This is a genomic window from uncultured Marinobacter sp. (genome assembly GCF_913055835.1).
Taxonomy (GTDB): Bacteria; Pseudomonadota; Gammaproteobacteria; order Pseudomonadales; family Oleiphilaceae; genus Marinobacter.
In genome coordinates, this window is the sequence record NZ_CAJXKQ010000005.1 from 109,375 (window position 1) to 123,742 (window position 14,368).

The 14,368-nt window shown below is 59.1% G+C and carries 14 protein-coding genes; 9 read left to right on the forward strand and 5 right to left on the reverse strand.

Annotation, left to right across the window (positions count from 1 at the left end; genetic code table 11):
- The first annotated feature begins 55 nt into the window (after positions 1-55).
- The 7 genes from QZ534_RS05000 (at position 56) to QZ534_RS05030 (ending at position 8,080) form a co-directional block, all read left to right on the forward strand.
- Entirely contained in the window at positions 56-232 is a 177-nt protein-coding gene (locus QZ534_RS05000) for a hypothetical protein (protein ID WP_296932065.1), read from the forward strand.
- Between the two features lie 78 nt (positions 233-310).
- Positions 311-2,113 (forward strand): ABC transporter ATP-binding protein, encoded by a 1,803-nt coding sequence (locus QZ534_RS05005; protein WP_296932068.1) that lies wholly within the window; start codon positions 311-313, stop codon positions 2,111-2,113.
- Between the two features lie 68 nt (positions 2,114-2,181).
- Positions 2,182-2,955, forward strand: coding sequence for an ATP-binding cassette domain-containing protein (locus QZ534_RS05010; protein WP_296932070.1), 774 nt, complete (start codon positions 2,182-2,184; stop codon positions 2,953-2,955).
- Positions 2,945-3,880 carry an ABC transporter substrate-binding protein gene (locus QZ534_RS05015; protein WP_296932072.1) on the forward strand — a complete coding sequence of 312 codons (936 nt, stop codon included), beginning with the start codon at positions 2,945-2,947 and terminating at the stop codon, positions 3,878-3,880. Before QZ534_RS05010 ends, QZ534_RS05015 begins: the two co-directional genes overlap by 11 nt.
- Positions 3,870-5,900 carry a Fe(3+)-hydroxamate ABC transporter permease FhuB gene (gene fhuB, locus QZ534_RS05020; protein WP_296932075.1) on the forward strand — a complete coding sequence of 677 codons (2,031 nt, stop codon included), beginning with the start codon at positions 3,870-3,872 and terminating at the stop codon, positions 5,898-5,900. Before QZ534_RS05015 ends, fhuB begins: the two co-directional genes overlap by 11 nt.
- On the forward strand, positions 5,887-6,708 hold the full coding sequence (locus QZ534_RS05025) for a (2Fe-2S)-binding protein (RefSeq protein WP_296932078.1): 822 nt from the start codon (positions 5,887-5,889) through the stop codon (positions 6,706-6,708). Before fhuB ends, QZ534_RS05025 begins: the two co-directional genes overlap by 14 nt.
- A gap of 250 nt (positions 6,709-6,958) precedes the next feature.
- Positions 6,959-8,080, forward strand: coding sequence for a PQQ-dependent sugar dehydrogenase (locus QZ534_RS05030; RefSeq protein WP_296932081.1), 1,122 nt, complete (start codon positions 6,959-6,961; stop codon positions 8,078-8,080).
- Here the strand turns inward: QZ534_RS05030 and QZ534_RS05035 are convergent.
- The gene (locus QZ534_RS05035) at positions 8,074-8,487 is read right to left on the reverse strand and encodes a GFA family protein (protein WP_296932200.1); all 414 of its coding nucleotides are present in this window, start codon (positions 8,485-8,487) and stop codon (positions 8,074-8,076) included. The two genes, QZ534_RS05030 and QZ534_RS05035, sit on opposite strands and share 7 nt — an antisense overlap.
- Positions 8,488-8,608: 121 nt before the next feature.
- Here QZ534_RS05035 and dkgB point away from each other — a divergent pair, with 121 nt between their 5' ends.
- On the forward strand, positions 8,609-9,418 hold the full coding sequence (dkgB, locus tag QZ534_RS05040; protein ID WP_296932082.1) for a 2,5-didehydrogluconate reductase DkgB: 810 nt from the start codon (positions 8,609-8,611) through the stop codon (positions 9,416-9,418).
- On the opposite strand, the gene QZ534_RS05045 is transcribed toward dkgB, so the two are convergent.
- The 4 genes from QZ534_RS05045 to QZ534_RS05060 form a co-directional block, all read right to left on the reverse strand.
- A complete protein-coding gene (locus QZ534_RS05045) occupies positions 9,387-10,064 on the reverse strand; it encodes a hypothetical protein (RefSeq protein WP_296932085.1) in 678 nt (225 codons plus the stop codon). The genes dkgB and QZ534_RS05045 overlap by 32 nt on opposite strands.
- The gene (locus QZ534_RS05050) at positions 10,061-10,996 is read right to left on the reverse strand and encodes an aldo/keto reductase (protein WP_296932088.1); all 936 of its coding nucleotides are present in this window, start codon (positions 10,994-10,996) and stop codon (positions 10,061-10,063) included. Before QZ534_RS05050 ends, QZ534_RS05045 begins: the two co-directional genes overlap by 4 nt.
- A 195-nt stretch (positions 10,997-11,191) precedes the next feature.
- A complete protein-coding gene (locus QZ534_RS05055) occupies positions 11,192-11,962 on the reverse strand; it encodes a glutathione S-transferase N-terminal domain-containing protein (RefSeq protein WP_296932091.1) in 771 nt (256 codons plus the stop codon).
- A gap of 32 nt (positions 11,963-11,994) precedes the next feature.
- Positions 11,995-12,468 carry a hypothetical protein gene (locus QZ534_RS05060; protein ID WP_296932094.1) on the reverse strand — a complete coding sequence of 158 codons (474 nt, stop codon included), beginning with the start codon at positions 12,466-12,468 and terminating at the stop codon, positions 11,995-11,997.
- Positions 12,469-12,830: 362 nt separating this feature from the next.
- Between QZ534_RS05060 and dacB the strand changes: the two genes are divergently transcribed.
- Positions 12,831-14,360: a D-alanyl-D-alanine carboxypeptidase/D-alanyl-D-alanine-endopeptidase gene (dacB, locus tag QZ534_RS05065; RefSeq protein WP_296932097.1), complete on the forward strand. Its 1,530-nt coding sequence runs from the start codon at positions 12,831-12,833 to the stop codon at positions 14,358-14,360.
- Positions 14,361-14,368: the final 8 nt, after the last annotated feature.

Below are 14,368 nucleotides of genomic sequence, written 5' to 3' on the forward strand. Positions count from 1 at the left end.
TACCGACATACAGTGAAGAGATCGCGTTATTAAACGCACAACGCTTTCCATCGCAGTGGCTCCGACTCTGATTGCAGCACCAGCCATCGCCATGGCTGCGGACAGGGACTGGATAGCAGAGACTCAGTATCTTGCACCAGACGGCTCCGAGTTCACTATTGACTCGGGAGTCCAGGAGATGACCGTCGATACCGCCTTGATGCCTTACGACCCGATGGATCAGCCCCTTTGATAATGATTCTCTTTTAATTTCTACCCGAAGCAGCTAACCTTTGCGCTCTTTATCTTTCAAGTCTGTAAAGAGCGCCCCATGTCCAGCCAAGATCACAAAACCACCAGCAGTTTTGCTGCCCTCGCCCGCCTGCTCAGATACGCCCGGGGATATCGCCGGCAGATCATCGCTGCCACCACCTGTTCGATCATCAACAAGCTGTTCGATATTGCTCCGGAAATTCTGATCGGCGTTGCCATCGATGTGGTCGTCAACCAGGAAGAGAGCTTTGTGGCGGGTCTGGGTTTTGAGACGGCTCAGGAACAAATCACCATTCTGGCCGTGCTCACCTTCTTTATCTGGGCTGGCGAATCCCTGTTCGAATACCTGTTCCAGATCCTGTGGCGTAACCTCGCCCAGCGACTGCAGTCGGATCTGCGGCAGGATGCCTACGAGCATGCCCAGCGCCTCGACATGAGCTTCTTCGAGGCACGCAGTTCCGGCCAACTGGTGGCCACCATGAATGACGACGTGAACCAGCTCGAACGATTCCTGGATGGCGGCGCCAACGCCATGATCCAGGTATTGGTGACCGTGGTTGCCGTGGGCGCGGTATTCTTCGTGCTCTCGCCGCTCATTGCCCTGCTCGCATTCACCCCCATTCCCCTCATTATCTGGGGTGCGTTCTATTTCCAGCGAAAAGCCGGACCACTCTACGCCGATGTGCGGGAAAAGGTGGGCGACCTGTCCAGCCGGCTCGCTAACAACCTCGGCGGTATCGCCACCATCAAGAGCTTTACCGCTGAGCAGCGAGAGGCCAGACGCCTGAAAGAAAGTAGCGAAGCCTACGTGGAGGCCAACCGCCGGGCCATCCGGATCAGCTCCGCCTTTATCCCGGTGATCCGGATGGCCATCCTCGCCGGCTTTCTGGCCACTTTCACGGTCGGCGGCATGATGGCCCTGGAGGGCAGCCTGAACGTGGGTGCCTACGGTGTGCTGGTATTCCTGACCCAGCGGCTGCTCTGGCCCCTGACCGGGCTTGCGGAAGTCATTGACCTGTTTGAGCGCTCCATGGCCAGCACCCGCCGGATTCTGGACCTACTCGCCGAACCCGTGCATGTGCGTGATGAAGGAGGCAAGGCTCTTCAGGAGCCGGTAAAAGGCGACGTTGAGCTGGATAAAGTAAGCTTTCACTATCCCTCCAGCGGCGCCGGCATCCGGGATATCAGCCTGGCCGTGCCAGCCGGCAATACCCTTGCGCTGGTGGGCGCTACCGGTTCCGGCAAATCGACTCTGATCAAGTTGCTGCTCCGGTTCTACGACCCGAGCAACGGCGAAATCCGGATCGATGGCCAACCCATCCGCGACCTCAGCCTCAGATCCCTGCGCGGAGCAATCGGCCTGGTGACCCAGGATGTCTATCTGTTCGAGGGCACCATTCGGGAAAACCTGGCCTATGGGAATCCGGCGGCCAGCGACGCCGAGATCACCGATGCTGCGAAAACCGCAGAAGCCTGGTCCTTCATTGAAGCCCTCCCTGAAGGCCTCGATACACCGGTTGGTGAACGGGGCGTTCGGCTGTCGGGCGGACAGCGCCAGCGACTGTCCCTCGCCCGTGCCCTTCTGAAAAATCCGCCGATACTGGTACTCGATGAAGCCACCAGTGCCGTGGACAACGAAACAGAAGCCGCTATCCAACGGTCACTGAAACGCATTGGCCACAACCGGACCGTGATCATGATTGCCCATCGGCTCTCCACAATTGTTGATGCGGACTCCATTGCGGTGATTGAAGGCGGCAGGGTGCTGGAACAGGGAACCCATCGGGAGCTCCTCGAACAGGATGGCGCCTACGCCAACCAGTGGCGGGTACAGACCGGCCAGATCCAGGCCGCCGTTTAACGCAATATATATTGATAGTGATTCGCATTTAAATTATCCTGCAGGCCCTCAGCAATCCGGGAGCCTGCATGCCTGTTTTTTTTGACGTTTCCAATCTTGGTGTCCGCATTGGCGACACCGCCATTCTTCAAAACGTGAACCTCGGATTCGTTGAGGGTGAAGTGACTGCCCTGCTCGGACATAACGGCTCCGGCAAGTCCACGTTGCTCAAGGTGCTTGCCCGGCAGCTTGCACCGTCTTCCGGCGAAGTACAGCTTCTGGGTAACCCATTCCGGAGCACAGGTGCGAGGGAGTTTGCCCGCAATGTCGGCTATCTGCCCCAGCACCCCCCTGGGACCGATGGCTTGACGGTTCGCGAGCTGGTCGCCCTGGGCCGCTATCCCTGGCGCGGCCCGCTGGGCCGTTACAACGAGGAAGACCACCGGCTGATCACCCGGGCCATCGAAGACACGGGACTCGAGCAATTCGAGCATCGCTCCGTGGACACCCTCTCTGGTGGTGAACGTCAGCGGGCCTGGATTGCCATGCTGCTGGCCCAGCAGACCCGATGTCTGCTGCTCGATGAGCCTATTTCGGCCCTCGATGTGAAACACCAGGTTGAAACCCTGCGCCTGGTCCATCGTCTCGCAGAGCAGCGGGACCTCACGGTTGTCGTGGTACTGCACGATGTGGATCTTGCAGCGCGGTTCTGCGACCGACTCGTCGCTCTTAAATCCGGCCAGCTGGTGGCCGATGGCAGCCCACGGGACATCATGGACTCCGGCATACTGGAATCCATTTATGGCGTCCCCATGGGCGTGATGGAACGGGCGCCAGGGCAGTGGGTGTCCTATGTTCACTAATTCTGAACACTTCTGGCGGTACGCCGCGGCACTGCTGTTGAGCCTGCTGCCGGTCTTTGCCAGCGCCGCAAGCTGGCAACACGAACAGGGAACCCTGACCCTCGATCAAACGCCGGAACGGGTGATTGCTCTGAACTGGGCAGCCACCGAGGCACTGCTGCTACTGGGCGTCACGCCCATCGGCGTTGCCGATCGCGATGGCTATAACGTGTGGGTCAAGGAACCGGAGCTTCCCGAGGGTGTGGCCAATATCGGCACACGGGTGGCGCCGAGCCTCGAAGCCATTGCCGAGCTCAAACCGGATCTGATCGTCACCAGTTCCGAGATGGCACCCGCAGCCAACATGCTGGAGCGCATTGCGCCCACCTACGTTGTCAGCGTTTACAAGCAGGGCTCCCGCCCTTTCGAAAAGGCCAGCAGCATGCTGAAAACTCTCGGCGAGATGCTGAGCCGGGAAGAGCGTGCAGAGGCTGTCCTCAACGACATCGAACAGACCCTGCAGACCCAGCGCCGTCGGCTGGAGAATGCCGGCCTGACGGACCGACCGGTGGCACTGGTGAACTTCCTGGATGACCGCCACGTTCGCGTCTACGCACCCAACGGCCTTTTCCAGAGCGCCCTGAACGCCCTGGGCCTTGAGAACGCCTGGCCGCACCCCGGGAACTACTGGGGATTCTCGGTCGTCGGGCTTGAAGCCCTTGCGCCCTATCAGGACAGCCGAATCGTTGTCATTTCTCCGACCCTGCCCGGGTTGTCTGACACCCTGGCCAGCAGCCCTTTCTGGACCTACCTGCCGCCGGTTCAGCGTGATCAGGTGTACCAGATTGATCCGGTCTGGCCGTTTGGCGGGGTTTTCCCAGTCAAGCGACTGGCAACGTTACTCGCTGAGGGTCTGCTGGCCGGAGGTTCAGACAATGTACGCTGAAGCGGCAAATAGCCGGATCGGTCGGCCAACCCGGCCAGCAAGGTTGCCGGTGGCGGCCGCCCTGATCTGGTGTGGTGCATTTCTCGCGAGCGCGGCGCCCTGGTTTGGTCAGCTGGACCCGGGCGCACTCATCGCCGCCTTCTGGACGTTCGAAGGCACCGACTACGCCTCGGTACTGGCCCACCACAGCTGGGCACCCCGTGTTGCCATGGCGGTTCTGATTGGCTTTGGTCTTGGCCTTGCCGGCGCGGTAACCCAACAGATTCTGGGCAACCCCCTTGCCTCACCAACAACCCTGGGCGTGGAGGCCGGCGGCCAGTTCGGGATAACGGTCGCGACCCTGTTCTTTCCAGGGCTGCGCGCGTTCAGTCCGGACCTGGTGGCGGTTGCCGGCGGCCTGCTGGCGATCGGTCTGGTGATCGCGCTCACCTGGCGCCTGGGTTTTTCACCGGTCACCGTGATATTGGCCGGCCTGGTGGTCACGTTTTTCCTGGGCGCCGTGAACATGGCGTTCCTGTTACTCAAGGGCGAGTGGCTGGGGAACCTGTTTATCTGGGGCGCGGGCTCCCTGGTCCAGAATAACTGGCAGCCGTTTATGGAACTCTGGCCCCGGGTATTATTGCTGGCCATATTCATGATCCTGCTTATGCGCCCGCTCCAGGTCATGCAACTGGGACAGACCTCTGCCCGATCCCTGGGCGCCCAGGTCGGTCTGATCCGGGTACTGGCCCTGTTCCTGGTGGTTCTGATGAGTGCCACGGTCGTCAGCCGGGTTGGTGTCGTGGCTTTTATCGGCCTTGCCGCGCCGGTGCTGGCACGATTGCTGGGTGCCCGTACACTGTCGGAGCGGCTGATCTGGAGCAGCCTACTGGGTGCGGGTCTGCTGTTACTGGCCGATACCCTCGCCCATTGGGCCTCCACCTGGGGCGACGGATCTCTGGTGCCAACCGGCACGACCACCGCCCTGATTGGCGGGCCGATTATCCTTCTGGCCCTGCAGGGCTTGAAGAATACCCATCATATGCCCGGGCAGGATGACAACCCAGCCGGTTTCCTGCCCAAAAGACGTTCCACCTTTGTGATTGGCGGAGTCATAGCCGCCCTACTTCTGGGCACCATCGCTATCTCCATGGGTTGGTCCCCGGGGCTGGACGAATGGAGCTGGACTCCGATCGCCCAGTGGCACGAGGCGTGGGTCTGGCGCGGCCCCAGATTGCTAGCGGCCATTCTTGCGGGCGTGGCCCTCGGCCTGGCAGGAACACTGATCCAGCGCATGACAGGCAACCCCATGGCCAGCCCGGAGATGCTCGGCATCAGCGGCGGCGCGGCGGTGGTTATGGTCCTGATAGTGCTGTTCGGTGCCGAAATTGGCCGGGCAGGACAGCTGGGAGCGGCTACCCTGGGTGCTGCAGCCGCTTTGGGATTGCTGATTTTGCTGGCCCGCAAGCACCGGTTTGCCGGCAACCAGCTCCTGCTTGGCGGGCTCGCCTTGTATGTCTTTATGGACGCGGGGCTTCGTCTGGTCATGGCGTCCGGTGGTACCGTCGCCTCGCAGCTTCTTAACTGGATGTACGGCTCCACCTGGCTGGTCTCGGAGGCCGAAGCTCTCGGGCTGTTGGCGCTCATCGTGCTGATTTCAGCTGGCCTGTTGGTGATTATCCGCCCACTGAGTATTCTTCCCCTGGGAGACACATCGGCCAGCTCACTGGGCTTACCGGTTACGAAAGTGCGTCTGCTTTTGCTTCTTTGGGCGGCACTGCTGACCGCTTCGGCGACGGTCGTGATCGGTCCGCTGAGTTTTGTGGGTCTGATCGCTCCTCACCTCGCCCGCGTTCTTGGCCAGCAGACCGTTGGCCGGCAGCTCCTTGTGGCTGCCCTTTCCGGGGGCCTGTTATTGGGGGTGGCCGACTACCTGTCCAGAATTGTTGTATACCCCAACCAGCTTCCGGCGGGGCTTCTGGCCGCCCTGGTCGGTGGCCTGTATTTCCTTTGGGGGCTGAGTCGCCATGGCAGAGCCTGATCGCAACCCTGTGATCGGCCGTTGGGCCAGGGAATACAGCCATCTCCTGGACCAGTCCGGGCTGGAGAGGGAATCGGTTTTGAACGAGGCGCTGCAAGCTTCTGGCGGCGTACGAACTGGTCTCTTCTCCCTGGCCCAATGCCTGGAGCAACCGTCCCTGCTACTGAATCAGATTGGTGTCGACTACCCGAATAACACCGGTCCAAGGACCGTGCGCGCGCTTGCTTCTGTGCTGCAGCAGGATCTGGCGCTCAGCGTCATTGCGCCTCTGACCCTCAGGCTCTTTCGCGACGGCCAGGCGCCTGCACCGGATGCCCACCGTATATTTCTGGGCCCGGCGGACCAGCAGACACAGGCAGCATCCCGCTGGTTTCAGGTGCCCGGTGGGGAGCAGGTTGGCGAGGAAATGTTTGTGCGGTCGACAGGGGCTCTGACAGCAAAATGGTACCCGGTTTTCCGTCGCCAGCTGGGGGTCAGTCCCGGCGCTTACTGGAGCAGTATCGGGCTGGGACTGGGAGCTCCGTTTTCAGCCGTGTGGAACCGGGTCGAACCGCAAGCGCTTTGCCAGTTGGCGCAAGGCTGGCTGGAGCAATTTCAGAACGATGCAAACCAGTTCATCGACTGGATTCCGGCGGTGTTCGGTGAGCAAACCACGGCAATCCCACAACGCAGGGGGTGTTGCCTGAAATACCTGCTGCCGGAGGGCGGCTACTGCGGCACCTGTGGCGTGCATCGCAAGGAACGACTCGCTGCACTCACGCCCCAAGAGCCGCCGACAACGCCAGGCCAATGGCAGCCAGGCCAATAAGCACACCGGCGCCTGCTGCAATTTTCAAACCTTCGATCATTTCCTGTTCGGGTGCCATTCCCTTTCCTCCCGTTTGACTAACCCACCAGGCCTCACTTTAATGCGAATAATTATTATTTGCAACGCTCGGTCACTGATCCGTAATACGGAAGGAGCCCTATACTCCTTGAAGCGGTATCGGCGCTCGGCGGAGCCCGCTTCAACTGCTACTCTGAATATTCTGATGGCACCGGTAAGAACGGAGGATCCAATGGGTATCTTCAAACAACTCGCCCTGACTTGCAGCTTATTACTGGTTGCGGTTCCCATCATGGCAAGCCAGACCTATTCCTCCGATAAAGCGGATTTCCGACTGGAAACCGTGGCGCAGGGTCTGGAACACCCCTGGAGCCTGGCGTTTCTGCCGGACGGATCCATGCTGGTGACAGAACGGGAAGGACGGCTGCGAATGATTCGGAACGGGGCCTTACTGAATGACCCCATCAGCGGAGTTCCCGAGCTTGTTGTATCCGGCCAGGGCGGGCTGCTGGATGTTCTTCTGCACCCGGACTTTCAGCAGAATCAGGTACTGTTTCTGAGCTACGCCCACCGAAACCGGGAGGGCATGACAACCCGTGTTGCTCGCGCTCGGCTGGAGAATGATCGCCTTACCGATGTTGAAGTCATCTTTGAAGCCCTGCCCCGCTCCAACACAAGTCGGCACTTTGCAGGTCGTATGGAATTCGACCAGGGCGGCAATCTCTACATCGCGGTGGGGGACCGTGGAGAAATGGACCGCGCCCAGGACAATGCTGACGATGCGGGAGGCGTTCACCGAATCACAACCGACGGTGCCCCCGCACCGGGCAACCCGTTCCTGGACACCAGCGGTGTCAACGATACCTTTTACACAACCGGCAATCGCAATATCCAGGGCATGACCATCCATCCGGAAACGGGCGAGATCTGGAGTCACGAACACGGCCCGCGGGGTGGCGACGAAATCAACATCATCCGGGCCGGAACCGATTACGGATGGCCGACAATAACCTACGGCATCGACTATTCTGGCCTGCCCATTACTGACAAAACCAAGAAGGAAGGCATGGCCCAGCCACTGCACTACTGGGACCCGTCCATTGCTCCCTCGGGCATGGCGTTTTATACCGGCGATCTGTTTCCGGAATGGCGGGGGGATCTGTTTGTCGGTGCGCTCAAGATGCGCAAACTGGTTCGCCTGCGCATCCAGGACGGGGAAGTGACGGAAGAGGAAGATCTGCTGACTGATCTCGGCGAACGGATCCGCGACGTGCGGATGGGTCCCGACGGCGCCCTTTGGTTGCTGACGGATTCGCCGAGGGGCAAGGTTTACCGGATGGTGCCGGTTCAGTGAGGATCGTTGGTTCTTTCGGTCTTTTCGAACTGTGGCAGTTCATCGGTAATGTCGAACCAGTCGGACTTTGAACCGACGAAAACATGTTGAGCCGGCCCCTTGCCCAGGGGTTCGTTGATGCAACCGACTCTGAGACGGAGAATCCCGGGAATCGCATCGACACGGCTGTAGAGCTGGCTGCCGCAACGGCTGCAGAAACCCCGGTACTTGCCGGGGCGTGATTCGAACTCGGCAATCCTGTCTTCGCCGGATACGAAACGGAACCGAACCTTTTGCACCGGCGCGCTGGCCGAAAACGCGCTGCCGTGGGCTCGCCGGCACTGGCTACAATGGCACAGGGCCACCGGGCCCAGCGGGCCATCGTATTCGAAACTGATATCGCCACACAGGCAACGACCGGTGTACATGATCCGGGCCTCACTGCTTCGGTTCACTGGTTAATTCACGCCGGATGATACCCGTGGGCTACTTGAAGAACCAGTGTGCCGGCACCACTTTAAGAACACACGATTCGCTAAGGAGGACACTATGTCATTCAGCGCACTTCCGAAAATCGGCATGGGAACGTTCCGGCTTAAGGGCAATGATGCCCGCGACGCCGTCAAGAGCGCCCTATCCCTGGGCTACCGCCATATTGATACCGCCCAGATGTACGAGAATGAAGCGGAAGTTGGCGATGGCATTACCTCCAGCGGTATTCCGCGCCGTGAGATTTTTCTGACCACCAAGATCTGGTTTGACCAGCTGCACGCCAGTGACCTGATCAACAGCCTGCACGACAGCCTCGCACGCCTGAAAACCGACCATGTGGATCTGGCGCTGATTCACTGGCCATCGCCCGGCGATGAAGTGCCCATGAAAGAATATCTTGGCGCCCTCAGAGATGCCCAACGTGAAGGCCTGGCCGAACACATAGGCATTTCCAACTTCACCTGCGCCCAGATGGATGAGGCCAAAGAGATACTGGGTGACACCCCCATTTTCACCAACCAGGTAGAAGTGCATCCGTTCCTGGCCAACCGAAAGGTTGTGGAACATGCCCAGAAACTTGGCATCACCGTGACCGGCTACATGCCCCTGGCGGTCGGCAAGGTGATGGAGAACGAGACACTGCAACGCATTGCAGGTGAGCGAAACCTGACCCCGGCCCAGGTAGCCATTGCCTGGGTTGCCTCGAGAGGCGTGGTACCTATTCCCTCCTCGACACGTCCGGCACACCAGAAGGCCAACCTGGAGGCGCTGAAAGTTCAATTGAGCGAGGAAGAAATTCGCGCCATTGATGAGCTGGACCGAAACGAGCGCATAGCTAATCCGGACTTCGCGCCGGCCTGGGACTGAGCCAGAGGCCGGCACCAGCCAGCAATAGCGTAGCTATAGGGGTGACCAGCAACCACCAGGTTTGCAGCACCCACGATATGGCTGCGCAGAACAGACTCCACAACACCAGCAGCGGCAGGTAAAACCAACGCCAGGGCCCGGGTATCAGCGCAACCACCAGCGCACCCGCCGCTGCGGTGGTGCCTGGCGCGATGCCAAACAGCGCGACTGCCTCCCACTGGCCGGAATCAGCCATTGCCAGCCAGGGCAATCCAGACACGGCAAGCAGCCAGAGAACGGCAAACTTACCAACCGGCAGCCTGCTTCCGGGAACGCGTCCTGAAAGTGCGGCGACTGCAAGCAACGCGCCCTGGGCGACAAAGGCCCAACCAAACCATGTCGCCGGCCAGTTAATAGGACCGAAATAGCCCACCAGAAACCCGTAACCACTGGTTGCCCAGGCAAGCGCCATCAGTCCGACCGCCAAACGACGGGCCCTCTCTCCCTGACTGAGAAACAGCGCAGGAATACCGAAGGCAGCAACTACCGCCAGCAACTGCCACGGCCAGAGATCCTGATTAATCCGGACAAACAGCCGCAGAAAAACCTGCGGCCCGAACATCACGAAATCCTGTAGCGAGTAGCTTAGCCAGTCTGCGCCACTCACAGAGACCTCACGTAATCGGCCATCTGCTTTCGCTGAGCTGCATCCGGGAGCCGTCCATAGAGCGCGCCCATATTCTCCTTCATGTGCTCGACCTTGCTCGTTGCCGGAATGGCACAGGTCACCGCCGGATGGGAAATGATGTACTTGAGGAAAAACTCCGCCCAGTTACTGACGCCGACATCCCCGGCCCAATCCGGCAGCGGCTCCGACTGGAAGCGGCGAAACAGCGAACCACCCTGGAACGGCCGGTTAACGATTACCCCGATGCCCCGCTCCCGGGCCAGTGGCAGCAACCGATCCTCAACCTCGCGATCCAGAACGTTATAGGTCAGTTGCACAAAATCCAGCGGCTCCCGCTCCATGATCTGTGCGAATTCCCGATGCCGGCGGCCGTGGGACGTGGTAATGCCGATATACCGAACCTCACCGTTGGCCTTCATTTCCTTCAGGGTTTCAAGATGCCCCTGCCAGCCCAGCAGATTGTGCACTTGCAACAGATCGAGCCGCTCAACACCCCAGCGCCTGCTCGAACGCGCCGCCTCCTGCCGGGTTTCTGATTCATCGCCGGTCCAGATCTTGGTGGCGGCAAAAATCCGATCGTGGGCGTTCAGAGAATTCAGCGCCTCACCCATCACGTCCGCCGCACTTCCGTACATCGGCGAACCATCCACAACCGTTCCGCCCAGATCAAAGAAGGTTTTCAAAACCCTGGTGCGCTGTTGAACCAGCTGCGTGTCGCCACCCACGTTAAAGGTGATCCATGTGCCCATACCGATTGCTGGGATGGATTCGTCCGTGCCGGGAATCCGGCGCATGATGGGTGATGAAGAGGATGCTCCCGGCGTGCTTGCAAAAAGCACCGGGGATTTAAGAGCAATCCCAGCCAGGCCGGAACTGATGAGAAACTTCCTTCGCGTGATCCGATTCGCCATATGGGCTCCCCCACTGACATAAATTTCAGTGCGAATAGCACAATGCCTAAACAGCGCGGGTGGGTCATCCCTTCGCCAGACCGTGGAGGGCCATGGATGGCCCGACCGAGCCTACATGGAAGTATTTACGGCGTGTCTGGCGAAGGGATGACCCACCCGGGCGGCAGCTACATGGCTGACAGTCTTACCAACACATCAGTTCCCGTAATGAGCATCGAGATATTTCAGAATACGGGCAGACTCGAACAGCCCTTCCCCGGTATTGGGGTCTTCAAGATAGGGCACCTGAACCCGCTTGTGCACCTGGAAAAACGCATCCCGCTTGCCACCGGGAATCGGCGTATAGGGCCCCGGCTTGATGCGCTGCTTCGCCGGCCCGATCTCACTCCAGTGCTCCTTGCCCAGGTTGTGCAAGGTATAGGGAATCTCCAGCTCACACAGCCGCTCACGCACCAAACGTGAAAACGGACTGCCCTCGAAACTCCACAGGTGCAATGGCTGCTCCGGACGCTTGCCAGGGCTCACCCGCAGCCCCCGCATGGCACTGGTTACAGAAGCCACCGAACCCAAGACCGGCTGCCAGACCCGGCCGCGATAGTAGGATGGCACCGACCGGCCGGCATACTGCCGGAACAGATACTCGATGATTTCCTCGGATTCGTACATCACCGTGCCCGTGTTCTGGTCCGCCAGCAACGGGAACTGTTGCCGACCTCCCAGTGCCTCCGCCTGGGCCCGGAAAACCGAACCACCTTTCGGGCAGGGCCGGATTTCCACATCCAGATTCAGGGCCGTCAGGGCTTCACGAACACGGCGGCAGTACGGACAGCCTTCCATATCGTAGAGCACAATGGGCTTTTCCGGCTGGGGTACGTTATTGACGACCAGGCAACCGCGCCAGGCCGTGAGCGACGACGTAGCGACCGAACCCAGCACGTGAACATTGTGAGACAGCATATTCGACATAAACAAACCTTCTGTTGGAGACCGCTCCATTATCACGCAATCTGGCGATTTTCCATTGGCTCCCGGGTGCCCATGATGTGATCAAACCAGGGCCTGGTTACGCACCAGTTGGCATTAGGGTTCGGTCCCATGTGGTGATCATAGTGCCAGGGCAGGTTTTCCCTTGCCCAATCCGGATCCAGATGTGAGCGCTTATGTACCCGGTAGTAATTCCAGGCACTGTAATAGAGCGTGCCAACAAAGAATGGTGCCACAGGCAGCAACGGAGTGACTGCTGCTGCCCCCGCAACCAGGGCAGCCACTTCCTTGGTCTGGGCGTTCCAGGTCAGGGGCGGATGACGATAATCGTGATCAAGGAAGCCATTTCGGCGCACATTGCGGTGATGATCGTGCCAGTGAAACGACCAGAAACTCGCCCGGTTTCGGCCCAGCTCATGAAGAACGTGTTTATGGAATACCCATTCCACGGCATTGGCGGTCAAAAGACCCAATGGAATACCGATCATGGTGCCCTCCTTTTGTTATTTTCGGAACACTTGGTTACACGTTATCTAGGAAACGCTCTTTTCGGTCCCGATTCCATGACCCTGATGCCGAAAAAAGCGCCCGAAAATCTGATCACAGGGTCATTGACAACCAGAAGGTTAATTTTTGCCCACCTAACTCCATGATTCACAAGGGCACTTACATCGCGTCACAAAAATTCAATACAAACAACGACACTACTGCCATTTTTTAACGTCATGTAGAGCTTTTCTGCATAGTACAAATGGCCAGGATGGGCTATTGTGGAAGTATAAGAATCCACTGGATGGTGACCATGTTAATCCCGGGTATGCGACGCTCAGGCTCTGTAAGAGCCGAAACAATGTATCCTCGACTCAGGCGGTCGGTACTGGCATCGCTTGTGGCCCTGTCTTTCACGGCTGGCCCATCCGTTGTCGCCGCAGACGACAAAGACTCGGGATTCTCCGGCACTCGCCTCTGGTCCAACCAGTTGAAGGATTACGCGCTTCAGTCTCTCCATAATGAGGATGCCATGAGCATGGCGGCCATTCCGTTGAATGGCCCCGGCATCAACCAGTACATCAATGCCGATGCCCTGATGAGCCCCGGTTCCATCATGAAACTGGTGACAACCTTTGCAGCACTGGAGGTGCTCGGCCCCAATCACCACTGGGACACCGACTTCCTGACCGACGGTGTTATGGCTGGCGACACCCTCAAAGGTAATCTCTACGTCCGCTTTGGCGGCGACCCGAAGCTCACCATCGAACGACTCTGGACAACGCTGAGTGAGCTTCGCAGCATGGGGATTACCAGAATCGAGGGCGACCTGATCCTTGATGGTTCCTACTTTCAGGTGGACGGTGGTTTTCCTGCGTTTGAAGACAACGGCGACAATCCCCACGCGCCCTTTCTGGTGGAGCCTTCCGCGTATCTGACCAACCTGAACCTGATGCACTTCCAGGTGCGCGCCGATGAGCGCGGCACCCAGGCCTGGAGCACACCCTCCCTGGGCGAAGTTGTTATCGACAATCGCGTGGTTGCCACTGCCGAAGGCCCTTGCCCTTCGCGCAGAAACTTTGAATGGGAACCTATAATTCATGAGGACCATCGGGTGACCGTTCGGGTAACCGGTGAACTTCCTCAGGGCTGCAGAAGCACCACCTACCTCTCGCTATTGCCCCATGAGCAGTACAGCGCTTCTTTGATCCGTTCATTGCTGGCTGACCTCGGAGTGGTTGTTTCCGGCGGAGACCTCAACGGCGTGACACCGGAAGATGCACGGCTGGTAATGAAAACCACCTCACCGGATCTGGTTACCATGGTGAGGGATATCAACAAGTGGAGCAGCAACGTGATGGCTCGCCAACTGCTGCTCACCATCGGTGCCGAGAACCGCCTGGATGATGAGAACGATGACCGGGTTGCCGGCATTCGGGTGATCTATGAATGGCTCGAAGACAAGGGTATTAACACCGCCGGCATGGTAATCGACAACGGTGCCGGCCTTACGAGGCACGGCCGTATTACTGCCCGCCAAGGCGCACAGATTCTTCAACACGCCTGGAACAGCGCTTACTCGGCCGATCTCATGGCTTCCATGCCCATCATCGCCATGGATGGAACCATGGCCCGCCGTCTGCGCAACACCGGGATGGATGGCGAGGGTCGCATCAAGACGGGTTATCTGGAAAATGTGAGGTCGATCGCCGGGTTCACCCGGGATTCCAATAACACCACCTGGGCCGTCGTAGGTATGGTCAATAACGATCCGGCCTGGAATGGCCAGGCTGTCTTGGACCGGATACTTTATTCGCTGCATTTCCGGCCGCCGACAGGTACGGCTATTTCGCATGCCGCTTCCGGGACTTCTGAGACCAGTATTCAATAAAAAGCCCC

What these genes read in the sequence shown, in the direction of transcription:
- QZ534_RS05005 (WP_296932068.1), top strand. Translation starts at nt 311, where the DNA reads ATGTCCAGCCAAGATCACAAAACCACCAGCAGTTTTGCTGCCCTCGCC.
- QZ534_RS05010 (WP_296932070.1), top strand. Translation starts at nt 2,182, where the DNA reads ATGCCTGTTTTTTTTGACGTTTCCAATCTTGGTGTCCGCATTGGCGAC.
- QZ534_RS05015 (WP_296932072.1), top strand. Translation starts at nt 2,945, where the DNA reads ATGTTCACTAATTCTGAACACTTCTGGCGGTACGCCGCGGCACTGCTG.
- fhuB (WP_296932075.1), top strand. Translation starts at nt 3,870, where the DNA reads ATGTACGCTGAAGCGGCAAATAGCCGGATCGGTCGGCCAACCCGGCCA.
- QZ534_RS05025 (WP_296932078.1), top strand. Translation starts at nt 5,887, where the DNA reads ATGGCAGAGCCTGATCGCAACCCTGTGATCGGCCGTTGGGCCAGGGAA.
- QZ534_RS05030 (WP_296932081.1), top strand. Translation starts at nt 6,959, where the DNA reads ATGGGTATCTTCAAACAACTCGCCCTGACTTGCAGCTTATTACTGGTT.
- QZ534_RS05035 (WP_296932200.1), bottom strand. Translation starts at nt 8,487, where the DNA reads ATGTACACCGGTCGTTGCCTGTGTGGCGATATCAGTTTCGAATACGAT.
- dkgB (WP_296932082.1), top strand. Translation starts at nt 8,609, where the DNA reads ATGTCATTCAGCGCACTTCCGAAAATCGGCATGGGAACGTTCCGGCTT.
- QZ534_RS05050 (WP_296932088.1), bottom strand. Translation starts at nt 10,996, where the DNA reads ATGGCGAATCGGATCACGCGAAGGAAGTTTCTCATCAGTTCCGGCCTG.
- QZ534_RS05055 (WP_296932091.1), bottom strand. Translation starts at nt 11,962, where the DNA reads ATGTCGAATATGCTGTCTCACAATGTTCACGTGCTGGGTTCGGTCGCT.
- QZ534_RS05060 (WP_296932094.1), bottom strand. Translation starts at nt 12,468, where the DNA reads ATGATCGGTATTCCATTGGGTCTTTTGACCGCCAATGCCGTGGAATGG.
- dacB (WP_296932097.1), top strand. Translation starts at nt 12,831, where the DNA reads ATGTATCCTCGACTCAGGCGGTCGGTACTGGCATCGCTTGTGGCCCTG.